19 protein-coding genes are annotated in these 23,698 nt (G+C 61.7%); 14 read left to right on the top strand and 5 right to left on the bottom strand.

What is annotated here, in order from left to right; translation table 11 throughout:
• Positions 1–59 precede the first annotated feature (59 nt).
• From ABGT65_RS09020 to gdhA, 7 genes are all read left to right on the top strand, one after another.
• Entirely contained in the window at positions 60–386 is a 327-nt protein-coding gene (locus ABGT65_RS09020; RefSeq protein ID WP_346701505.1) for a nucleoside triphosphate pyrophosphohydrolase family protein, read from the top strand.
• 86 nt (positions 387–472) lie between these two features.
• A complete protein-coding gene (locus ABGT65_RS09015) occupies positions 473–2,476 on the top strand; it encodes an OPT family oligopeptide transporter (protein WP_346701503.1) in 2,004 nt (667 codons plus the stop codon).
• Between the two features lie 29 nt (positions 2,477–2,505).
• Positions 2,506–2,922, top strand: a complete 417-nt coding sequence (locus tag ABGT65_RS09010; protein WP_346701501.1) for a hypothetical protein — start codon at positions 2,506–2,508, stop codon at positions 2,920–2,922.
• Positions 2,923–3,071: 149 nt separating this feature from the next.
• The gene (gene pepT / locus ABGT65_RS09005) at positions 3,072–4,289 is read left to right on the top strand and encodes a peptidase T (protein ID WP_346701499.1); all 1,218 of its coding nucleotides are present in this window, start codon (positions 3,072–3,074) and stop codon (positions 4,287–4,289) included.
• A gap of 82 nt (positions 4,290–4,371) precedes the next feature.
• Positions 4,372–6,297 (top strand): NAD(+) synthase, encoded by a 1,926-nt coding sequence (locus tag ABGT65_RS09000; RefSeq protein ID WP_346701498.1) that lies wholly within the window; start codon positions 4,372–4,374, stop codon positions 6,295–6,297.
• A 58-nt stretch (positions 6,298–6,355) separates the two neighbouring features.
• Entirely contained in the window at positions 6,356–6,952 is a 597-nt protein-coding gene (locus ABGT65_RS08995) for a DUF4923 family protein (RefSeq protein WP_346701496.1), read from the top strand.
• Positions 6,953–7,217: 265 nt separating this feature from the next.
• Entirely contained in the window at positions 7,218–8,573 is a 1,356-nt protein-coding gene (gene gdhA, locus ABGT65_RS08990; protein ID WP_346701494.1) for an NADP-specific glutamate dehydrogenase, read from the top strand.
• A 151-nt stretch (positions 8,574–8,724) separates the two neighbouring features.
• On the opposite strand, the gene ABGT65_RS08985 is transcribed toward gdhA, so the two are convergent.
• The 3 genes from ABGT65_RS08985 to asnS form a co-directional block, all read right to left on the bottom strand.
• Complete coding sequence (locus tag ABGT65_RS08985; RefSeq protein ID WP_346701492.1) at positions 8,725–9,333, bottom strand: hypothetical protein; 609 nt, start codon at positions 9,331–9,333, stop codon at positions 8,725–8,727.
• Between the two features lie 47 nt (positions 9,334–9,380).
• Positions 9,381–10,805, bottom strand: coding sequence for an RNA polymerase factor sigma-54 (gene rpoN, locus ABGT65_RS08980; protein ID WP_346701490.1), 1,425 nt, complete (start codon positions 10,803–10,805; stop codon positions 9,381–9,383).
• A 219-nt stretch (positions 10,806–11,024) separates the two neighbouring features.
• Positions 11,025–12,413, bottom strand: a complete 1,389-nt coding sequence (asnS, locus tag ABGT65_RS08975; RefSeq protein WP_346701488.1) for an asparagine--tRNA ligase — start codon at positions 12,411–12,413, stop codon at positions 11,025–11,027.
• A 102-nt stretch (positions 12,414–12,515) separates the two neighbouring features.
• Here asnS and ABGT65_RS08970 point away from each other — a divergent pair, with 102 nt between their 5' ends.
• From ABGT65_RS08970 to ABGT65_RS08940, 7 genes are all read left to right on the top strand, one after another.
• Positions 12,516–13,865 carry a glycoside hydrolase family 2 TIM barrel-domain containing protein gene (locus tag ABGT65_RS08970; protein WP_346701486.1) on the top strand — a complete coding sequence of 450 codons (1,350 nt, stop codon included), beginning with the start codon at positions 12,516–12,518 and terminating at the stop codon, positions 13,863–13,865.
• A 74-nt stretch (positions 13,866–13,939) separates the two neighbouring features.
• Complete coding sequence (gene rlmH / locus ABGT65_RS08965) at positions 13,940–14,413, top strand: 23S rRNA (pseudouridine(1915)-N(3))-methyltransferase RlmH (protein WP_346701484.1); 474 nt, start codon at positions 13,940–13,942, stop codon at positions 14,411–14,413.
• A 65-nt stretch (positions 14,414–14,478) separates the two neighbouring features.
• Complete coding sequence (locus ABGT65_RS08960) at positions 14,479–16,746, top strand: TonB-dependent receptor (RefSeq protein WP_346701483.1); 2,268 nt, start codon at positions 14,479–14,481, stop codon at positions 16,744–16,746.
• 1 nt (position 16,747) lies between these two features.
• Positions 16,748–17,287 carry a hypothetical protein gene (locus ABGT65_RS08955; protein WP_346701482.1) on the top strand — a complete coding sequence of 180 codons (540 nt, stop codon included), beginning with the start codon at positions 16,748–16,750 and terminating at the stop codon, positions 17,285–17,287.
• Positions 17,288–17,357: 70 nt separating this feature from the next.
• On the top strand, positions 17,358–18,212 hold the full coding sequence (nadC, locus tag ABGT65_RS08950) for a carboxylating nicotinate-nucleotide diphosphorylase (protein WP_346701480.1): 855 nt from the start codon (positions 17,358–17,360) through the stop codon (positions 18,210–18,212).
• A gap of 162 nt (positions 18,213–18,374) precedes the next feature.
• The gene (locus tag ABGT65_RS08945) at positions 18,375–20,426 is read left to right on the top strand and encodes an LTA synthase family protein (RefSeq protein ID WP_346701479.1); all 2,052 of its coding nucleotides are present in this window, start codon (positions 18,375–18,377) and stop codon (positions 20,424–20,426) included.
• A complete protein-coding gene (locus ABGT65_RS08940; protein WP_346701477.1) occupies positions 20,419–21,804 on the top strand; it encodes a GNAT family N-acetyltransferase in 1,386 nt (461 codons plus the stop codon). Before ABGT65_RS08945 ends, ABGT65_RS08940 begins: the two co-directional genes overlap by 8 nt.
• Positions 21,805–21,846: 42 nt before the next feature.
• On the opposite strand, the gene ABGT65_RS08935 is transcribed toward ABGT65_RS08940, so the two are convergent.
• Both ABGT65_RS08935 and folD read right to left on the bottom strand, forming a co-directional pair.
• On the bottom strand, positions 21,847–22,641 hold the full coding sequence (locus tag ABGT65_RS08935; protein ID WP_346701475.1) for a class I SAM-dependent methyltransferase: 795 nt from the start codon (positions 22,639–22,641) through the stop codon (positions 21,847–21,849).
• A gap of 209 nt (positions 22,642–22,850) precedes the next feature.
• The gene (gene folD / locus ABGT65_RS08930) at positions 22,851–23,696 is read right to left on the bottom strand and encodes a bifunctional methylenetetrahydrofolate dehydrogenase/methenyltetrahydrofolate cyclohydrolase FolD (protein WP_346701474.1); all 846 of its coding nucleotides are present in this window, start codon (positions 23,694–23,696) and stop codon (positions 22,851–22,853) included.
• Positions 23,697–23,698 lie beyond the last annotated feature (2 nt).

The raw sequence follows: 23,698 nt of genomic DNA, 5'->3' as shown, positions 1-23,698 counted from the left end.
CTTTTTCTGTGTATTTCCGATTATTTTCGTATTTTTGCAATCAATAAATCTTTTTTCCGATGACACTCAACGAATACCAGCAACACGCCCTTGAAACGGCCATCTATCCCGAAGACAGCCGCATCGTCTACCCCACGCTCGGTCTGACGGGCGAAGCCGGCGAAGTGGCCGACAAGGTCAAAAAAGTGATCCGCGACTCCAACAAGGAGTTCACCGACGAGAAGAGACTCGAAATCGTCAAGGAGATCGGCGACGTGCTGTGGTACTGCGCCACGCTGTCACGCGACCTGGGCTACGAGCTCGAAGAGGTGGCGCAGATGAACGTCGACAAACTCCGCTCGCGGATGCAGCGGCACCTGATCTCCGGCAGCGGCGACAACCGATAGCAATTGAGAATTGAGAACTGAAAATTGAGGATTAAGATTTCCGGATCCACACCGAACGCGCGACACCCCTCAAAAACAACCGATCCATGAAACAGGAACAGACCCGAACTTCGCTTCCCGAAAACGCCTACCGTGAACTCAAACCCGGCGAAGAGTACAAGCCGGTCATGCCCGCCGCATCGAACCCGAAGGAGGTTACGCCCTACTCGGTGACGATGGGCGTGGTGATGGCCATCATCTTCTCGGCCGCAGCCGCCTACCTCGGGCTGCGCGTCGGACAGGTCTTCGAGGCCGCCATCCCGATCGCCATCATCGCCGTGGGCATGGGCACCGTGCTGGGCAAAAAGAACATGCTGGGACAGAACGTCATCATCCAGTCGATCGGCGCCTCGTCGGGCGTGATCGTCGCCGGGGCGATCTTCACCCTCCCGGCGCTCTACATCCTGGGGCTGGACGCCGCCTTCTGGCAGGTTTTCCTCTCGTCATTGTTCGGCGGACTGTTAGGCATCGTGCTGCTGATCCCTTTCCGCAAATACTTCGTCAAGGAGATGCACGGCAAGTACCCCTTCCCCGAAGCGACGGCCACGACCGAGGTGCTCGTCTCGGGCGAGAAGGGCGGCAACCAGGCCAAACTGCTGGCCGTCGCGGGACTGATCGGCGGCATATACGACTTCGTGGTCGGGACCTTCGGGCTGTGGACCGACGCCGTCTCGACACGCATCTGCACCTGGGGACAGGTTGCAGCCGACAAGTTCAAGGTCGTCTTCGGACTGAACACCTCGGCCGCCGTACTGGGCCTGGGCTACATCGTCGGACTGAAATACGCCATGATCATCACCGCGGGATCGTGCCTCGTGTGGTTCGTCATCGTCCCGGTCGTGGGATCGCTGGCCGAGGCGATCGACCCCGCCACGATGGCCTCGCTGCTGGGCGTGACGAGTGAAAAGCTGCTGGCCGACCCCTCGTCGCTCTTCACGGCCGAGAACCTCTTCGCCTACATCGGCAAGCCCGTCGGTATCGGCGGCATCGCCATGGCCGGCATCATCGGCATCGTGCGCCAGTCGAAGATCATCCGCCAGGCCGTCGGCCTCGCCGTCTCGGAGTTCGGAGGCGGCAAGGCGTCCCTCGCCTCGACCGAACGCACGCAGCAGGACATCCCGATGAAGCGCATCCTCTCGATCCTGATCGCCGCGCTCATCTGCGTCTTCGTCTTCTTCCACTTCGGGCTGCTCGACGGCTGGGTACAGTCCGTGACGGCCATCCTGATCGTCTTCGTCATCGCCTTCCTCTTCACGACGGTGGCGGCCAACGCCATCGCCATCGTGGGCACGAACCCCGTTTCGGGCATGACGCTCATGACGCTGATCCTCGCCTCGCTGGTGCTGGTGAGCGTCGGGCTGAGCGGCACGACCGGCATGACCGCCGCGCTGATCATCGGCGGTGTGGTCTGCACGGCGCTCTCGATGGCCGGCGGCTTCATCACCGACCTCAAGATCGGCTACTGGCTCGGCACCACGCCCCGCAAGCAGGAGGCCTGGAAGTTTCTCGGGACGTTCGTCTCGGCGGCTACGGTGGCCGGCGTGATGATCATCCTCAACAAGTCGTTCGGATTCGTCGGCGAGGGGGCGCTCGTCGCTCCGCAGGCCAACGCCATGGCGGCGGTGATCCAACCGCTGATGACCGGCGGCCAGACCCCCTGGATGCTCTACTTCTGCGGTGCGGCCCTGGCCCTGGTACTGACGGCCATCGGCGTTCCGGCGCTGGCCTTCGCGCTGGGCATGTTCATCCCGATGGAGCTGAACGCCCCGCTGGTGGTCGGCGGACTGGTCGCGTGGTTCGTCTCGAATCGTTCGAAGGACGAGGCGCTGAACAAGGCGCGCTTCGACCGCGGTACGCTGATCGCCTCGGGATTCATCGCCGGAGGCGCCCTGATGGGTGTGATGAGCGCGATGCTGAAATTCTTCGAGGTGGACTGGTTCCTCGCGGACTGGGCCTCGACGAACGCCGCCGAATGGACCGGACTGGTGATGTATCTGGTGCTGATCGGCTACTTCGCCTGGCATACGCTCCGCGCAAAAAAGGAGGAGTAAACATTGACAAAAACAACAGACTACCTACCATGAAAAAGAATATTCTGTTTTATTTTGCGGGAATCTTAACCGGCATTATTCTGACAATTCTGATTGCCTTTTTATTTGCAAAAAGCAACATGGAAAATGAAAATGGCACTACAATAGAAGAATATCCCGGTATCACGATATTCGATAAACCCGCAGGTACTCTGGATACCTCTCGATTTGAAGTTTTTCAGGTGATCAAGGAGAGTATGGCACTTGCCCGTTGCAGAGAAAGACAAATAGGTGGCATAGATATGTTTACGGGGCCTATTGTTCTACTCATTGACGGAGACAAGCATTATTACGATGATGAAATTATTGATGTTCCCCAAGGCAAACAAGCACAGCATGTCGGGACATTCCAATATCAAACCAATCGAGGAATAGACAAGACGGTACCTGTCATAAGAATCATGTAGCAAATTCCCGTTACACGAAGCAACAAGCCCCTCCCGAGGGAGGGGTTTGGGGTGGGGTCAGAACTGCAAACACGGCGGGACGCCGTGAAAACGAGATTCGGCCCCGGAAAGACATTCTAACAAACGACCGACAAAAACAGTTGCAGATCATGGATCTCAAAGAACGTTTTCTGAAATATGTCTCCTACGACACCCAGTCGTCGGAGGAGAGCACCTCGTTCCCCTCGACCGAGAAGCAGAAGGTGCTGCTCGAAGCCCTGCGCGACGAGATGCAGATGCTCGGCATGACCGAGGTCACGATGGACCAATATGGGTACGTCATGGGTACGGTGCCCGCCTCGAAGGGGTATGAACAGGCCCCGGTGATCGGGTTCATCGCCCACGTGGACACCTCGCCCGACATGAGCGGCAAGGATGTCAAGCCGCGCGTAGTGGAGGATTACGACGGCGGCGACCTGGTGCTGAACGGCCACCTGACGATGCGCGTCGAGGAGTTCCCCGAACTGGCCTTCTTCAAGGGCCACACGCTGATCCACACCGACGGCACGACGCTGCTCGGGGCCGACGACAAGGCCGGCGTAGCGGAGATCATGACCGCAGCCGAGTACCTGATGGCCCACCCGGAGGTGAAGCACGGAAAGATCCGCATCGGCTTCACGCCCGACGAGGAGGTGGGGCGCGGCGTCGACTACTTCGACGTGAAGGCCTTCGGCGCGGACTTCGCCTACACGGTCGACGGCGGCATGGAGGGCGAGCTGGAGTATGAAAACTTCAACGCCGCCAGTGCGAAGATCGAGATCCAGGGCCGCAACGTCCACCCGGGCTACGCCAAGGCGAAGATGATCAACGCCATCGACGTGGCGTGCGAGTTGCAGACGCTGCTTCCGGCGGCCGAGCGCCCGCAGTTCACCGAAGGCTACGAGGGTTTCTACCACTGCGTAGGCGTGAACGGCTCGGTCGAGCGGGCCTCGCTGAGCTACATCATCCGCGACCACGACGCCGACCGTTTCGAGAAGAAGAAGGTCTTCCTGTGGGCGTGCGTCGACCTGCTGAAGCAGAAATACGGCGGCGATGTGCTGACCCTCACGGTCAAGGACCAGTATTTCAACATGCGCAAGATGGTCGAACCCCACCCGCAGGTGATCGACAAGGCCCTCCAGGCGATGGAGATGGCCGGGGTGAAACCCCTCGTGCGGCCGATCCGCGGCGGGACGGACGGCGCCCGGCTCTCGTTCATGGGGCTGCCGTGCCCGAACCTCTTCACCGGCGGCATGAACTTCCACGGCAAGTTCGAATACTGCTCGCTCACCACCATGCGCAAGGCCCAGCAGGTGATCCTGAACCTCGCGCAACTCTGGGCCGAATAGGCTCGGCGGAGCGGTTCGGTGCCGAGGCAAAGGAGCGAAGAGCGGGAAAAAAGCCCCGGGAGGGGCATAAACATGTGAAAAGATGGACAATTTCGGATTTCTGAAGGTCGCGGCGGCGATCCCCGCCCTGCGGGTCGGCGACTGCACCTATAATATGGAACGCACGGCGGCACTGGCCGAGGAGGCCGCACGCCGCGGCGTGGAGATCATCGTCTTCCCCGAACTGGGCATGACGGCCTACACATGCGGCGACCTGTTGTTGCAGCCCACGCTGCTCGACGCGGCCGACGAGGCCCTGGCCCGGCTCGCCAAGGCAACGCGCAAACTTCCCCTGGCACTGATCGTCGGGGCGCCGCTGCGCCACGGCTCGGTCCTCTACAACTGTGCCGTGGTCATGGCCCAGGGCAAGGTCCTCGGGGTTGTGCCGAAGAGTTACATTCCCAACTACGGCGAATTCTACGAGGATCGCTGGTTCGCCTCCGGAGCCGGAATCTCCGAGGAGCGGATCGACGTCGCAGGCCAACAGACCGACTTCGGCGCCGACCTCACCTTCTCGGTCAACGGTGCGGAGTTCGGCGTGGAGATCTGCGAGGACCTCTGGGCTCCGATCCCGCCCTCGACACAACTGGCCCTGAACGGCGCCCGGGTGATCTTCAACCTCTCGGCCTCGCCCGAACTGGCCGGGAAACACGCCTACCTGCGGCAGCTCATCGCCCAGCAATCGGCCCGCACGCTCTCGGCCTACGTCTACGTCTCGGCCGGAAGCGGCGAATCCTCCACGGACCTGACCTTTGCCGGAAACGGCCTGATCGCCGAAAACGGCACGCTGCTGCGCGAAGCCGAACGCTTCTCGACCGAAGAACAGCTCATCGTCGCCGACGTCGACCTCCAGCGCCTGGAGTTCGAACGCCGCCGCAACACCTCGTTCCGCCAGCGGGAGAGCACCTCGGAGAACACCGTCATCGAGATGGAGATCCCCGAAGGGCTGCGGGCCGCGGTGCCGGAACGCGACATCGACCCGCTGCCGTTCGTCCCGAAGGAGGAGGGCGACCGCCACGAACGCTGCGAGGAGATCTTCCGCATCCAGTCACACGGGCTGGCCCAGCGGCTGCGCCACACCCGTTGCGAACGGGCCGTGATCGGCATCTCGGGCGGGCTGGACTCGACGCTGGCCCTGCTCGTGACGGTGCGCACGTTCGACCTGCTGGAACTCGACCGCGCGGGGATCATCGGCATCACCATGCCCGGATTCGGAACCACCGACCGCACCTATCACAATGCCCTGGAACTGATGCGCGGACTGGGCGTCACGGTGCGCGAAATCCCGATCCGCGACGCCTGCCTGCAGCATTTCCGCGACATAGGGCTCGACCCGTCGGACCGTTCGGCGGCCTACGAGAACGCCCAGGCCCGCGAACGGACCCAGATCCTGATGGATGTGGCCAACATGGAGGGCGGGCTCGTGGTCGGCACGGGCGACCTCTCGGAACTGGCCCTGGGCTGGGCCACCTACAACGGCGACCAGATGTCGATGTACGGCGTCAACGCCTCGGTGCCGAAGACGCTGGTGCGCCACCTCGTGAAGTGGGTCGCCGACACCGAAAACGACCCGACGACCCGCGCCACGCTGCTCGACATCATCGATACGCCGGTCAGCCCCGAACTGCTCCCGGCCGATGCCGACGGCAAGATCGCACAGAAGACCGAAGACCTCGTGGGCCCCTACGAACTCCACGACTTCTTCCTCTACAACTTCCTCCGCCTGGGATACGGCCCGGAGAAGATCCTCCTGCTGGCCGAAGTGGCCTTCGACGGAAGCTACGACCGCGAAACCATCCTCAAATGGCTGCGGATCTTCTTCCGGCGGTTCTTCATGCAGCAGTTCAAGCGCTCGGCGCTTCCCGACGGCCCGAAGGTCGGATCGGTAGCCCTCTCGCCCCGGGGCGACTGGCGGATGCCCTCCGATGCCTCGGCCGAAGTCTGGCTCCGCGAACTCGACACGTTATGACGACTCCGGACGCAACGCCCCGGCAGCGTCCGCAAACCTTCAACCATTCGCCTACAAGATGAAAAAAATCCTTATTCCGGCGGTCGTGCTGCTGCTTGCGCTCCCAACCGCAGCTCAGGACTGGAAGAATGCCCTGAAAAAGATCGCAACCACGGCCGTCGACGAAGCCACCGACGGAAAACTCACCCAGTATGCCCTCGCGGGAACATGGAACTACTCGGGCCCGGGCGTGAAGTTCGAAGGCGAGGACATCGCCTCGGAACTTGGCGGCGCAGCCCTCGAATCGACCGTCGTGCAGCAACTCGAAAAGGTCTACGCACTGGCCGGTATCGAATCCGGCGCAGGGAGCTTCACCTTCGAGAAGGCCGACAGTACCTTTACGGCCGTTCTGGGCAAACACGAACTCTCGGGAACCTACGAATACGACTCCTCGACCCATGTCGTGACACTCCGCTTCGCCAAGGGAAAACTCAACCTGGGAGCGGTCGAAGGCCACGCCTACGTCAGCGGCACGGAGTTGCAACTGGTCTTCCCGGTCACGAAACTCGTGAACCTGGTGACCGAACTCGGCAGCAAGGTCTCGTCACTCGCCACGGTCACGACGCTGCTGCGCAAGTACGAAAACGTCTATCTCGGATTCGCCTTCACAAAGTAAACGGGGATTTGCAGCCCCGGAGAAAGAGCGGCTCATTTTTTTGAAAAAAATTTCAAAAAATTTCCATGACGGATTCACGGCGAATCCGTCATTTTTCATTACGGATTTTCAGCTGCGGGACAGGCTACGGCTCGGACCGTAAGCAAATGAGGCGGCGGGTATAGTAAAATATTTTACGAATTTCTTAAAGAACTTGCAAAATAGCTGTAAAGTTATTAATTTTAGAGCCGGAAATCCATCACAAAACCTCTAAAAACGAATCGCTATGAACGAACAAGCCCGACAGTATGTCGAAGATTTCATGGCCCGGCTCATCGCCCGCAATCCGGGTGAACCGGAGTTCCATCAGGCCGTCCGCGAGGTGGCCGAATCGCTGGCTCCCCATATCGTTGCCAGCCCGATTCTCCAAAAAATGAAGATACTCGACCGCATCGCCGAACCCGAACGGGTCATCATGTTCCGCGTGCCGTGGCTCAACGACAAGGGCGAGATCGAGATCAACCGCGGCTACCGCATCCAGATGAACAGCGCCATCGGCCCATACAAGGGCGGTATCCGCTTCCACCCGTCGGTGAACCTCTCGATCCTGAAGTTCCTGGCTTTCGAACAGACCTTCAAGAACAGCCTCACCACGCTGCCCATGGGCGGCGGAAAGGGCGGTTCGGACTTCAACCCCAAGGGCAAGTCGGACAACGAGGTGATGAAGTTCTGCCAGTCGTTCATGACCGAACTCCAGCGCCATATCGGCCAGGATACCGACGTTCCGGCCGGTGACATCGGCGTCGGGGGCCGCGAAATCGGCTACATGTTCGGACAGTACAAGCGCCTGCGCGACGAATTCTCCGGCACGCTCACCGGAAAGGGCCGCGACTGGGGCGGCAGCCCGCTGCGTCCCGAAGCTACGGGATACGGAACGTGCTACTTCGCCCAGGAGATGCTCGCCACGCGCGGCGACTCGTTCGAGGGCAAGACCGTCTGCATTTCCGGATCGGGCAACGTGGCCCAGTATGCCTGCATGAAGGCTACCGAACTCGGCGCCAAGGTCGTGACGCTCTCCGACTCCTCGGGCTACATCTACGATCCCGAAGGCATCAGCCCCGAGAAACTGGATTACGTCATGGAGTTGAAGAACATCTTCCGCGGCCGCATCAAGGAGTACGCCGAGCACTATCCGTCGGCCACCTACTATCCGGGCGAGCGCCCGTGGGGCGTGAAGTGCGACATCGCCATGCCGTGCGCCACACAGAACGAGCTGAACGGCGACGAGGCCCAGATGCTCGTAAACAACGGCTGCATCTGCGTGGCCGAGGGTGCCAACATGCCCTCGACCCCCGAGGCCATCAAGATCTTCCAGCAGCACAAGCTGCTCTACGCCCCGGGCAAGGCTGCCAATGCCGGAGGTGTGGCCACCTCGGGCCTGGAGATGACCCAGAACTCGATGCGTATCACCTGGACCCCCGAAGAGGTCGACGCCAGGCTGAAGTCGATCATGAAGAACATCCACTCGGTCTGCGTGCAGTACGGCACGGAGCCCGACGGTTATGTCAACTACGTGGTGGGTGCCAATATCGGCGGTTTCATGAAGGTGGCCAACGCCATGCTCGCCCAGGGTTGCGTCTAACGGGTCGGTCCGAAGCAAGGGACCTGCCCATACGAAAGAAACGGCTCTCCATGCGAGAGCCGTTTTTCATCTCCGGAAAGATACGCGGCAAAAGGCAGAACAAATACGAAAGCCGGGAGCGCACCCAAGTCCGCCGCATCCGCTCGCCCCGTTACAGGAAGAGCACGGCGAGCATCGCCACGCCAAACCCGCCGAAAAATCCCGCAAAGATCTGTACGGGGTTGTGACACCCCAGATAGAGGCGGGCCGAGGCAAGAGCTCCGGCCCCGAGGATCGCCACCGACAAGGGGAGGAGCATGTTCCCCACCCCGACGATGTTCATCACCACAAGCAGCGCCACAATGGCCCCCATGCCGGTCAGGTGGAGGCTGATCTTCCAGCGGAGCGACACCACGAAACACATCGCCTCGCAGCAGGCTGCCGCCAGCATGAACTTGCGCAGGAAGATCGCCGAAGGAATCTTCGAGAAGGTGAGGGCGCACAGCACGTAGCAGACGGTCCCGATCAGCAGGGGCAGCAGGCGTTCGCGGCGGTTGTCGATTCTGAAATCGGAGATCCGGCCCAGCGAATGCAGGATGCCGAGCGTCAGGAACGGGATAATGATCGCATAGAGCATCACGACCCACAGGAAATAGAACTTCACCCCGGGGGAGAAGAGCGCAAAGGTGGTCATCGTAAGCAGCACCACCATCAGATAGACCGGCAGCAGAAACGGGTGCAGGACCCAGGAGAGCGTATTGGCTATTTTTCGGTAGTTCATCATTAGGGGTTTATCGGGATTCGGGGCAGTGGTCCGGCGGCCGGGGTTCAGATCTGCCTGCGCAGACGCGCCACCGGGATGCCGAGCATCTCGCGGTATTTGGCCACCGTGCGCCGGGCGATGCGGTAGCCCTTCGAATTGAGGATATCCATCAGCGTTTCGTCGGTCAGCGGGTGGCGCTTGTCCTCGCCGTCGATGCACTGCTGGAGAATGTTCTTGATCTCGTAGCTCGACACCTCCTCGCCCGAATCGGTCTGCATGGCCTCCGAGAAGAGGGACTTGAGGAGAATGATCCCGAACTGCGTCTGGACGTACTTGCTGTTGACCACGCGCGAAATCGTCGAGACGTCGAGTCCCGTGCGGTCGGCGATGTCCTTGAGGATCATCGGGCGGAGTTTCGAACGGTCGCCGTCCTTGAAGTACTCCTGCTGGTAGTCCAGGATGGTCTGCATCGTGCGCATCAGCGTGTCGTGACGCTGCTTGATGGCCGAGATGAACCACTTCGCGGAGTCGATCTTGCTCTTCACGAACTGCAGCGCCTCCCGGTCCTGCTCCTTGACCTTGCCGTCGGCCCCCACCATGTCGCGGATCATCTCCACGTAGCGGCGGTTCACCCGCACTTCGGGGACGTTGTAGGAGTTCATCGAGAGGTTGAAGTGGCCGTCCTGATAGTCGAGGATAAAGTCCGGAATGATGTAGGGCGTAGTGTCGGTACCCCCTTCGGCGTAGAGGTTGCCGGGTTTGGGCGACAGACGCCGGATCTCGGCAATCGCCTCGCGGAAATCCTCCTCCGAGACCTGCAGGCGCGCCATGAGTTTCTCGTAGTGCTTCTTGACGAACTCGTCGAAATAGGAGGTGAGGATCTTGCGGGCCAGGCACCGCGCACGGGTGTTGACGGGCATCTGGGCCATCTGCAACAGCAGGCACTCTCGCAAGTCGCGGGCCCCGATCCCCGCGGGTTCGAGTTCGTGGATGATGCCCAGAATGCGTTCCAGCTCTTCGGCCGAGGTCTCGATCCCGACCGTAAAGGCAATGTCGTCGGCCACGGACTCCAGATCGCGGCGCAGGTAACCGTCCTCGTCGATGCTCCCGATCAGGTAGACGGCCAGGCGCATGTCGCGCTCCGAGAGGTTGCGGTAGCCCAGTTGCTCCACGAGGTACTCCTGCAGCGAACGGCCTTCGGTCAGATAGACCGGGCGCTGCTTGTCATCCTTCGAGAAGTTGTTGATCCGGCTTTTGTACGAGGGAGTATCGTCCTCACGCAGATATTCGTCCACGGAGATCTCCTGAGGCTGCTGCTCCTCGTCCTCCGCCGAGCGCTCCTCTTCCTCCAGGACGATGTTGTCCTCGATCTCCTGCTTGATGCGCTGTTCGAGCTGCACGGTGGGCAGCTCCAGCAGCTTGATCATCTGAATCTGCTGCGGAGAGAGCTTCTGCTGAAGCGAAAGTACCTGTTTTTGATTGATTGCCATATTGAATCCAAATTAAGAATCAGCTTCTTACTTGGGTTCCTTCACATTCGGGTTCGGGTCGCACAAGTTCGGGTCGCACGGTTCATCACACGTTCGGGGCTCACCATCCCACCCGGCGTTCCGGGAGGCACCAGTCCGCTCACGACCGGACGCCACCCCGAAAATCTCGACGCCGGGCGGCGCGGATTCTGCCATCCGGTGCCACGGTTCGCAAACGGTTTAGAAATCGGCGTGCTGTGGCGTGCGCGGGAAGGGCTGGACGTCGCGGATGTTCGTCAGACCGGTCACGAACAGCAGCAGGCGGTCGAATCCCAGGCCGAATCCCGAGTGGGGCGCCGATCCCCAGCGGCGCGTATCGAGATACCACCACAGTTCGCGTTCGTTCATGCCGAGCTCCTTGACGCGGCGGTTCAGCTTCTCGTAGTCGGCCTCACGCTCCGAGCCGCCGATGATCTCGCCGATGCCCGGGAAGAGGACGTCCATGGCACGCACGGTCTTGCCGTCGTCGTTCTGCTTCATGTAGAAGGCCTTGATCTCCTTCGGGTAGTTGATCAGGATCACCGGGCGCTTGAAGTGCTCCTCCACGAGGTAGCGTTCGTGCTCCGACTGCAGGTCGCAGCCCCAGTCGCAGGGGAATTCGAACTTGCGGCCCGAAGCCTTGAGGATCTCGATGCCCTCGGTGTAGTCAAGGCGTTTGAAGTCGTTGTGCAGCACGAACTTGAGTCGGTCGAGCAGGCCCTTGTCCCACATCTTGTTCATGAATTCGAGGTCCTCCATGCAGTGGTCCAAAGCGTACTGGATGAGGTACTTCAGGAAATCCTCGGCCAGCTCCATGTTATCCTCCAGGTCGTAGAACGCGGCCTCGGGCTCGATCATCCAGAACTCCGACGCATGGCGCGGGGTGTTCGAATTCTCGGCGCGGAACGTCGGGCCGAAGGTGTAGATGCGGCCCAGCGAGAGGGCGCCCAGTTCACCTTCGAGCTGCCCCGAGACGGTCAGGTTGCACGACTTGCCGAAGAAATCCTGCGTATAGTCGACCTTGCCCTCCTCGGTCTTCGGGAGGTTGTTCAGGTCGAGGGTCGTGACCTGGAACATCGCCCCGGCGCCTTCGCAGTCCGAGGCGGTGATGATCGGCGTATGGAAATAGTAGAACCCGTGGTTGTTGAAGTACTCGTGGATGGCGTAGGCCATAGCGTGACGGATGCGCAGCACGGCTCCGAAGGTATTGGTCCGGGGACGCAGGTAGGCGATGTCACGCAGGAACTCCAGCGAGTGCCCCTTCTTCTGCAGGGGATAGGTCTCGGGATCGGCCGTGCCGTAGATCTCGATCCGCCCGGCCTGCACCTCGACGCCCTGCCCGGCGCCCGGGGAGGCCACCAGCCGTCCGTCGACGCGGATGCAGGCTCCCGTGGTGATGGGTTTGAGTTGCTCTTCGGCGATCTTGGCCAGGTCGACCACGACCTGTATGTTGTTCACGCACGACCCGTCGTTCAGGGCGATGAACGCCACATTCTTGTTCCCGCGCTTGGTGCGCACCCAACCTTTGACGACGATGTCGGTATCCACGGCTCCCGATTTCAGGATTTCAGCGATTCTCTGCGTTTTCATAGATTTCAGTTCACACATTTTTCTGAATTGACAAAGTTAGCCATAATTTGCGATTTGGCAAAAAAAAAGTACCTTTGTCCGAGTTATACAACCCAGTACACGATGAAACGAACGATATGGACGGCTGCCCTGGCAGCCTGCACGCTGACGGCTGCGGCCCAGATCCCGGGACTGGAGGAATCCACACCCGTTCCGCTGGCCGAAGGCGGCCGGATCTACCGCACCGAAGTGGTCCCCTACAACGCCCGCCACGACGCCGATGCCCGCAACCGCGAAGCCGGAGGCTACTGGATGGCCTTCCGCCCGGAGCTGATCACCGAATCGTCGGGCGACATTTCGGCATTTTACGGCGCAAAGGTCGAAATCCCCTTCGAGTGGACCGATGGACGGGTCTTCCTGCATCTCGAAAATCCGGGGGCGGGCTACTCGCTCTGGCTCAACGACCGGCCCGTAGGCGAGGTAAACGATGCGCTGACCCCCTCGGAATTCGATCTCACGCCCTACATCCACCAGGGAGTCAACACGTTCCGGGTACTGATGCACGCCCGTCGGCTGCCGATCGACGCAACGGGAACCACACGCCCGTTCTTCGAAAACAGCTACCTCTATTATCAGAACAAGCGTTCGATCGCCGATTTCGAAATCGCCCTCGTACCCGACTCGCTGGGCCGCGACTTCGGAATGCTCGACCTGAAGATCGTCGCCTGCAACGCCTACAACTACGACGAACCCGTCACCGTGGGCTACGACATCTACTCGCCGCAGGGCAAACTGCTCGAATTCAACATGACGGAGATCACCATCCCCGGACGCTCGACCGATACGGTGCGCTACACGCCCTTCATCTACGGCACCTATGCGAACAAGTGGGAGGCCGGGAGCAAAAACCCGCCGCTCTACCGCGTGATGCTCTTCACGCGCCGCAACGGCGTCTACAAGGAGTACATGCCGCTGAAGATCGGATTCGGAAAGACGGAGTTCGTCGACGGGCGGCTCATGCGCCTGGGCAGGGAGTTGCAGCTCGTCCGGGCTGAGTACAATGCCGCCGCGGACCGCAAAACCACCCTTTCGGAGCTCAAGTCCCTGAAGTCCAAGGGCAAAAATACGATCTGTCCGAGCTGCCCGCAACCAGCCTGGTTCTACGAACTGTGCGACGAACTGGGCCTTTACGTCATCGACTGCGCGGCAATTTCGGCGCCGGAGCGGCGCGACGACCGACGTGTGGGCGGCACCCCTTCGAACGACCCGGCCCTGGTCGACGAATATCTCGAACGGGTGAAGTCGATGTACTACCGTTCGCGGAACTTCACCTGCGTCATCGCCTACGAACTGGGATCCCCCTCGGGCAACGGATACAACATGTACAAGGCCTACGAGTGGCTCAAGTCGGTAGAGAAGTCGCGTCCGGTGATCTACGGCGACGCCGCCGGGGAGTGGAACAGCGACCTCTGACGCCCGGCCCCCGAAGGAGCGGATGAGAACGAAGTGCGGATGAGAACGAGGAGCATACAAAAAAAACGGGTGATATGAACATCGAACTGATCGTCATCGGCAAAACCGATTCGCAGGAGATCGCCTCGCTGGTCGAACTCTACGCCCGACGGGTAAACCGCTACTGCCGCTTCGCCGTGACGACCCTGCCCGACGTGCGCAACACGAAGAGCCTGAGCATCAAGCAACAACGCACGGCCGAAGGCGAAGCCATCCTGCGCCAGCTCACGGAAGGCGACTACGTGACCCTGCTCGACGAACGGGGCGCGGAGTACCGCTCGGTGGAGTTCGCGCTGTGGCTGCAGAAACGGATGAACAGCGGCGTGAAGCGCCTCGTACTGGTGATCGGCGGCCCCTACGGATTCTCCGACGAGGTCTACGCCCGGGCCGATGCGCAGTTGTCGCTTTCGCGCATGACCTTCTCGCACCAGATCGTGCGGGCCATCTTCGCCGAACAGATCTACCGGGCCTTCACGATCCTCAACAACGAACCCTACCACCACGAATGATGCGCCATTCGGAATAAAAGCCTATCTTTGCAGGCGAAACAAACCCAACATCTCCCGGATACACGATGTCCTTCCGCCCGATCCTTCTTCTGTTGCTGCTGGGCCTTCCGGTCCCGGGGCGGGGCATTGCCGCCGACGAACCGGACGCGGAACGTGCCGACACGACGATCACGGTCGACCGCGTACAGGTGACGGCCATCAAGCAGGGCCCGGTGCTGCGGTCGACGGCCGTGGCATCGACGATCCTCGGCAGCCGGGCCGTCACGCGCGGAGGCATCTCGGCCCTGAAGGAGATCTCGCTCGCCGTGCCGAACTTCCACGCCCCGGACTACGGGTCGCGCATGACCTCGTCGATCTACGTGCGGGGACTCGGGGCGCGCATCGACCAGCCGGTCATCGGACTGAACGTCGACAACGTACCGCTGCTGAACAAGAACGCCTTCGACACCGAACTGGCCGACATCGAACGCATCGAGGTACTGCGCGGTCCGCAATCGACCCTCTACGGGCGCAACACGATGGGCGGTGTGGTGAATGTCTACACCCTTTCGCCGCTCACCTACGAAGGGGTGCGCGCACTGGCCGAATACGGCAGCGGCAACACGCTGCGCCTCAGGGCCTCGACCTATTACCGCCCGCTGCCCGACGTAGGATGCTCCGTAACGGGCTTCTACACCCGCTCGGACGGCTTTTTCGAGAACGAATACACCCACAAGACCTGCGACCGGGAGTGGCAGGCCGGGGGTCGCTGGAAGATACAGTGGGACAACCGTCGGGGGCTGCGCCTCGACAACACGCTCGCACTCGCGCGGCTCGAACAGGGCGGCTACCCCTACGCCTACGCCGGCGAAGCGATCGTCGAGGGGGGCGAAACGATCCTCCGTCCCGGGCAAATTGCTTACAATGACCCCTGCTCCTATCTCCGCACGTCGATCAGCGACGGGCTCACCGTGCGCTACGACGCCGCGCGGTACAGCGTCTCGTCGATCACCAGCTACCAGTACACCGACGATGCGATGACGCTCGACCAGGACTTTACGCCGCTCTCCTACTTCACGTTGCGTCAGGCCATCCGCGAACACGCCCTGACCGAGGATCTGGTCTTCCGTTCGCGGGGCAGGGAGCGTTACGGATGGCTCTTCGGGGCCTTCGCCTTCTACCGCCACCAGCGGATGGATGCCCCGGTGAACTTCAAACGCACGGGCATCGAGCGGCTGATCCTCGACAATGCCAACCGGATGCCCGACCTGCTCCGCTACGAGATCGACGCCGAGGAGCTGCCGCTTTCGTCGCGGTTCCGGATGCCGGCCTGGGGCGCGGCGCTCTACCACGAATCGCGCCTGCGGCTGGGACGCTGGCACCTGACCGCCGGGCTGCGCGCCGACTTCGAACGCACGCAGCTCCGCTACCGCAGCCGCACAGAGCTGAACTATACGCTCAGCGTCAACGGCAACGCCCCGACCCCCCAAAGCATCTCGATCGACGATACGGGAGATCTGGCGCACTCCTACCTGGAGTTGCTGCCCAAGGTCTCGGTGATGTACGCCTTCGACCCAACGCGCAACCTCTACCTCTCCGTCTCGCGGGGATACAAGGCCGGGGGATTCAACACGCAGATGTTCTCGGACCTGCTGCAGGAGAAACTGCAGGCGATGATGATCTCGGGCGTCGCCGAGGAGGATCCCGACCGGATGTCCTACCGCCCGGAATACAGCTGGAATTTCGAATTCGGAGGCCACTTCTCGTGCATGGAGGGTGCCGTACGGGGCGATTTCGCCCTCTTCTGGATCGAGGTACGCGACCAGCAGCTGACCGTCTTCCCCGAGGGTCAGACCACCGGCCGCATGATGGCCAATGCGGGCCGCACGCGAAGCCGCGGCGCCGAGCTCTCGCTGCAGTTCTCGCCCTGGCGCGACCTGGACCTCAACCTCAACTACGGCTACACCGATGCCAGGTTCCTGCGTTACCGCAGCGGGCAGGAGGACTACGCCGGGAAGCGCGTCCCCTACGCTCCGGAACACACCTTTGCGGCCACGGCGACGTGGAGCCGCCCGACGGGCGTCGACTGGCTGGGCGACGTGGTCCTGCAGGCCGGGGTGCAGGGCGCCGGAACGATCGCCTGGAACGAGGAGAACTCCCTCACGGAACCCTTTTATGCCCTCCTGAACGCCACCGTGCGGCTGGAACACCGCCGCTGGTCGATCGGCGTGTGGGGCCGCAACCTCACGGGATCAGTCTACAACGTATTCTATTTCAAGTCGATAGAACACGAGTTCGTCCAGCGCGGACGACCCCGGACCTTCGGCGTCACATTCACCCTAAACTTTCAATGACATGCTGAAAAAACTGCTGATGATGAGCCTGGCGGCCCTTGCGCTGGCTGCCTGCAACGACGATGCCGACGAAGGCATCCAGTACGCGACGAGCAACCCCTCGATCGTCGACGGGGTCTTCACAAGCGACAACATGCACTTCTACGGAACGGCCAAGGTGACCGATTCGGAGGGCAACGTCTTCACAGACCCGGAAGCCTGGTTCGAGTTTGCCGGCGACCGCGAAACGCTGGTCATCTACATGCACCAGACGCGTTTTGCCGAAAAGATGCCCCAACTGGACATGCGCATCTACCGCATCCCCTACACCGGAGGCGAGGGAGCTTCGCTCTCCTTCTCGTCGGAGAGCCTCATACCGCAGGTCCGGCTCCCGAATCAGGTGGGCGGCGGTTACAGCTACCAGGACATGCCTTCGTACACGCTGACCGAGGTCGAGGGGGCGATCGACGAGATTGTCTGCCGGATGAGCTTCACGTGCGACGTCCCGAAGCTGGGAACCTACCGCATGGAGTACGAGGGGCGGCTGCTGGTAAAAAAATAGTCCTCACGGGGATGGAGTTTGCCTGCGAAGTGTTAACTTTGCAGGCAAAACCATTAAACAAGCACGAAAGATGAAACCCGAATACAAACCCTTTGTGGACGAACTGATCGAACTCTGCATCAAGGAGGATATCGGCGACGGCGACCACACGTCGCTCTGCTGCATCCCGGCCGACGAACACGGCCGTATGCGCCTGCTGTGCAAACAGGAGGGCGTGATCGCCGGCATCGAGATCGCGCAGATCGTCCTGCACCGGCTGGATCCCGAAATGCGTTTCGAGCAGGTGCTCAACGACGGAGACCGCGTGAAACCCGGTGACGTGGCCTTCTACGTCTCGGGACGCCTGCGCTCGCTGCTGCAGGCCGAGCGCATCCTGCTGAACATCATGCAGCGCATGAGCGGCGTGGCCACCCAGACCGCCGTCTACGTCAAGCAGCTCGAAGGGCTCCACACCAAGGTTCTCGACACGCGCAAGACCACGCCCGGGATGCGCGTACTGGACAAGATGGCCGTGAAGCTGGGCGGCGGCGAGAACCACCGTATGGGCCTCTTCGACATGATCCTGCTCAAGGACAACCACATCGACTTCGCCGGAGGCATCCGCCAGGCCATTACCGGAGCCCGCGAGTATCTGAAGGCCAAGGGCAAGGATCTGCCGATCGAGTGTGAGGTCCGCACGCTGGAGGACATCGACGAGGTATTTGCCGCAGGAGGTGTCGACCGCATCATGTTCGACAACTTCACACCCGAGATGACGCGCCGGGCCGTCGAAAAGGTCGCCGGGCGCTGTGAAACCGAATCCAGCGGCGGCATCACGCTCGACACGCTGCGCGAATATGCCGCCTGCGGTGTGGACTTCATCTCCGTGGGGGCGCTGACCCACCAGATCCGCTCGCTTGACATGTCGCTCAAGGCCTGCGAATAGAAGGGGGCCAGGGAGGGAGAGACCAGAGAGAGGCCAAAGAGAAGGGAAGGGCCAGGGATGGTCCAGAGAGAGGATGAGGAGTCGAGAGAAAAAGGGAGAGAAGAAGAGAGAAAGAGGAGAGGAGAGGAGAGGAAGAACAACAGGAATCGGGGAAAATACATGATGGAACGAACGATCCGCAATCAAAGCCTGCCGACACGCCTGCTCCGCACCCCGCTGGGGATGCTGGTGTGGCGGCTCGTTCTGCTCTATGCGGTGCTGATGCTCTGCCGCATCACCTTCTACCTCTATAACGCTGCCCAGTTGGGAACGCTGACCTTCGCCGAAATCGGTCCGCTGCTGGCCGGAGCGCTGAAATTCGACACCGCCTCGGTGGTCTACGCCGACGGAGCGTTCATCCTGCTCTCGCTGCTGCCGCTACACGTGCGAGAAAAGCGCTGGTACCGCAGCCTCCTCTATGGCTACTACGTGGCGATCAACTCCCTGCTCGTCGTGGCCACGAACCTCGCCGATACGGTCTACTTCCGCTATACGCAGAAACGCTTCACGGCCGACGAGATCTTCTTCGCCTACAACGACAACTCGCTGCAGCTCGTCGGGAAGTTCATGGCCGAGAACTGGTACCTCGTCCTGCTGTGGGCGCTCCTCACGGCCCTGCTGGCCTGGGGCTACCGCCGCCGGGTGCGCGAAGAGAGCCTGCTGCGCAGCGGCTGGCCCTACCATGTCGGCGGAAGCGTGCTCCTTGCCGTGGCCGCAGGGCTGAGCATCGCCGGAATGCGGGGCGGCATGACGCGCATGACGCGCCCGATCACCCTCTCGAACGCCACGCTCTACACCCCGGACAGCGGCAAGGCCAACCTCATTCTGAGCAACCCGTTCTGCATCCTCCGCACGGCAGGAAGCTCCTCCAGCAGCATAAAATTCCGGAAATACTTCTCCGAGGAGGAGCTTCCGCGGCTCTTCACGCCCGTCCACCAACCGGCGGACACCACGGCGCTGAACCTCGGCGAACGCAATATCGTGCTCTTCATCCTGGAGAGCATGTCGGCCGAACACTCGGCGCACCTCTGCCCGGAGCTCTACGCCGGCCTTCCGCAGAAGGGTTTCACGCCATTCCTCGATTCGCTGATGCGCGAGGGGCTGACCTTCCGCCGGATGTACGCCAACGGCACGCGCTCGATCCAGGCCATGCCTTCGGTCCTGGGAAGCATCCCGTCGTTCCGCACCCCCTTCGTGCTGATGCCGCAGTCGCTCGGCGAGAGCCGCCAGCTGCCCGCCATGCTGGCCGACCGGGGCTACACGACGGCCTTTTTCTGCGGTTCGGAGCACGGTTCGATGGGATTCGGAGCCTACGCCCGCTCGGCGGGCGTCGAGCGGCTCGTAAGCCGTGAGGAGTACGAAGCGCGCCACGGCACGGGGGATTTCGACGGTTACTGGGGCATCTGGGACGAACCCTTCCTGCAATTCATGGGCGAGGAGCTCGCGGCAATGCCCGAACCCTTCTTCGCCACGCTGTTCACCCTCTCGTCGCACCACCCCTTCGTCGTACCCGCGCAGTACGCCGCAACGCTCCCCGACGGCTACACCAAAATCCATAAGGGCGTAGCCTACGACGACCAGGCCTTCCGCCGCTTCTTCGAACGCTTCGGCGCGGAGGAGTGGTTCCGGCGCACGATCTTCGTCTTCGTGGCCGACCACGTCTCATCGGAGAAATTCGCCGAGGCAACCCGCTCCTACCCGGAGAACATGCACATTCTCGGCTTCATCCATACGCCCGACGGCGCCCTGCGGGGCGAAGTGACGGAAGTCACACAGCAGCTCGACCTGATGCCGACGCTGCTGGGACTCACGGGCAACCGCGAGCCCTACTTCGCCTTCGGGCGCGACGTACTGAACGAACCGCAGCGCCCCCGCTGGTCGGTAAGCTACGACGGGCAGTTCCGGGCCCTGACCGACGGAGGGGTCCTTACGCTCGACGATGCGGGGAATCCGCTCGGTTTCACGCCCGCGGTCTTCGCAACCCCGGCAACCTCCGAAGGCTCCGCTCCGGCAACCACGGCAACGGCAGACAGTCCCGCCCCGGCAAGTCCCGGGATTTCCACCCCGGCGGGTGCGGTCTCTCCGGCTGCCGACAGCCTTGTCCGGAGTTTCCAGGCCCTCGTCCAGCAATACTACGGACGCATCGCGCAAAAGAATTACACCATCCATGATTGAGTTTCGCCCCGTACGTCTCGAAGACCGCAGCGTCATCGAGCGCCATACGATGCCCTCGGGCATCTGCAACTGCGACCTGGCCTTCGCCAACATGTACTGCTGGCAGGCGGTCTACCACAGTGCGTGGGCCGAGATCGGGGGTTTCCTGGTGATCCGTTTCCAGATCGACGGCGGCGAGCGCATCGGCTACATGCAGCCGGTCGGCGAGGGCGATTTCGGGCCGATCATCCCGCAGTTGCGCGAGGATGCCCATGCCCACGGCCAACGCCTGCGCATCATCGGGCTGACGGACGAGGGGCGTGAGATGATCCGGCGGATGCACCCCGGGGAGTTCGCCTTCGAGTCGGACCGGGCGCTGGAGGATTACGTCTACAACGCCGACGACCTGCGCACGCTGCCGGGGCGCCGCTACCAGCCCAAGCGCAACCACATCAACCGCTTCACGGCCGAATACCCCGACTTCCGCTATGAGGAGCTGACCCCGGATCGGTTTCAGGAGTGCATGGCCCTGGAGCGCGAGTGGCGGAAGGTCCACGAGGGTCACACTTCGGAACTCTGTGCCGAACAGCGGGCCATGCAGCGGGCCTTCGAACACTTCGCGGAACTGGGACTGCAGGGCGGCTGTATCTATGTGGGCGACCGCCTGGTGGCCTTCACCTACGGTTCGGCGGTCAACGACCACACGTTCGACACCCACGTCGAGAAGGCCGACACGGAGTACGACGGCGCCTTCACGATCATCAACAAATGCTTCGCCGAACACCTGCCCGCGCGCTTCACGCTCATCAACCGCGAGGAGGACCTCGGTATCGACGGGCTCCGGCGGGCCAAACTCTCCTACCACCCGGCCTTTCTGCAGCACAAGTTCACGGCCATCCGGCTCCACCCCGACGAACTGGCCTGCAAGCGGTTGTGGATGGAGGCTTTCGGTGATGACGACGATTTCGTCGACTCGTTCCTGATCCGCTACTACTCGCGGCGGCGTGTGCTGACCCTCACGGAGGAGGGTCGCACCGTGGCGATGCTCCACCTCCTGCCGTTCGAGACCGAACTCGGACGCACGACCTACATCTACGGCGTCGCCACGGCCGAATCGGCCCGCCGCCGCGGCCTGGCTTCGCAACTCATGCGGCAGGCCATGACGCTCATCGCCGAACGCGGCGACGATGCCGCCTTCCTGATCCCCACCCCCGGCGAACCGTGGCTCCCGGCCTTTTACGAAAAATTCGGATTCGGGGGCGGGATCCCCGTGACCTTCCATTCGGAGGACGGGTTCGACTTCGGGACGGGCGATGCGGCCGCCGACCGGGCGATGGTCTGGCGGCGCGACGCCTCCGCCCCGCTGCCCGAGTCGCTGACGGCCACTTTCCGCCGATAAACAAACGCGAGACCGGGCTTTGGCCCCGGTCCCGCCACTCTTTCATTCGAAATGCAACCTTACGATACGGTTGTTCATATTGCGGCGTACCCACCCGATCCAATGAATCAGCCGTAAATAACGCCAGCGTCGACGAGCCATATCGAAATAGGACCATTCACAATCATAATGCAGGCGGGAATTCAGCCGGCTGAAATCGCGGCTGTCGGACAGAGTCCATTTGAAAGAGGCATTCTTCACGACATCGTGCATCCGGTTCCGGCCGACCAGCAGCGGAGCAAGCATCTCAACCAGCAGCACGGCCTTGGGGAAATATCGGGCCAACGCATCCAGCAGGGAAGTCACCTCCTCCTCCGAAAAATACATGAACAACCCCTCGGCAATGACCAGTACCGGACCGGGAGCCATAATGCGTTCCATCCAGCCGCTGTCAAGTACCGATGAGGCTATCATATGCCGCTGCTCCGTCTCGGTGAAAAAGTGCGACCGCAGGGCGATCACCTCCGGAAGGTCGAGATCGTACCAGTGGGCATATCCGGAGAGTCGCCCAACCCGCGTATCGAGTCCGCAACCGAGATTGATGACCGTCGAACCGGGATGTGCGTCCAAAAAACGCTGCACCTCCCGATCGAGAATCACCGTGCGGATGCAACACCCGAGTTGTGACATCCAGCCTCCCGAAAAGCGGGAAAAATCGAAATCGAGCGCCCGAAGAATCTCCGCCGATCGGGGATCGCGGACCAGCGGATCAGGACGTTTCTGTTCTTCGGCTCGTGCCCAAAGCGGCACGAGCAACGTGGCGGGAACCTCCGCCAGAAGGGGTCGGATCTTTTCCATCGTTTTTTCGGTAAAGGTAGGCTGTCCGCACACACCGGGCAATACCCAGAACTACTGATTTTCAATCCTCCCGCCTCCCCTCATCTTACCATCCCGACAGTGCATCGCGGGATTCGGCCCCAAACCCGTGATCCGGCCCCGGAGACAGAAAAAACCGACCCTCCGAAGGGAAAGGGCCGGTTTCATCCAAGGAGCATCCAAGAAGCGCATCAGCGGCTTTTCAAAAAGCACTCGATCGTGTTCTCCATCAGGCAGCAGATCGTCATCGGGCCGACGCCGCCCGGCACCGGCGTGATGACCGAAGCCTTGGGCTCGATGGCCGCAAAGTCGACATCGCCGCACAGTTTGCCCGTCTCCGGGTCGCGGTTCACGCCCACGTCGATCACCACCGTCCCTTCGGAGACCATATCGGCCGTCACGAACTTCGGGCGCCCGATGGCCACGACCAGAATCTCCGCCTGGCGCGTCACCTCGGCGAGGTTGCGCGTGCGGCTGTGGGCCATCGTCACCGTGGCATTCGCATCCAGCAGCAGTTTCGAGACCGGCAGCCCCACGATGTTGCTGCGGCCGATCACCACGGCGCGCTTCCCGGCGATCTCCACCCCGGCGGCCGTCAGCATCTTGAGGATCCCCTTCGGCGTGCAGGGCAGCGTGCAGGGCTGTTTCTGCCACAGCGCCGCCACATTCAGCGGATGGAACCCGTCCACATCCTTCGCCTTGTCGATCGCCTCAATCACCTTCGCCTCGTCGATATGCTTCGGCAGGGGCAGCTGCACCAGAATGCCGTCCACCTCCGGATCGGCATTCAGTTCGGCAATCAGCCCCAGCAATTCCGCCTCCGGAATCGACTCCGGGCGGCGGATCGTCGTGTTGCGGATTCCGACCTCGGCCGAGGCCTTCGCCTTGCCCGTCACATAACTCACGCTCGCCGGATTGTCCCCCACGAGAATCACCACCAGATGGGGCACGCGCCCGTATTTTGCCGGGAAGGTCTTCACCTGCTCGGCCATTTCGGCCTTCAGTCGGGCCGACAGTTCTTTTCCGCTGATAATCATAT

It is taken from the genome of uncultured Alistipes sp. (assembly GCF_963931675.1).
Lineage (GTDB): Bacteria > Bacteroidota > Bacteroidia > Bacteroidales > Rikenellaceae > Alistipes.
The sequence above is the reverse complement of the archived record's forward strand: the minus strand, read 5'-3'. Positions and strand labels throughout refer to the sequence as shown.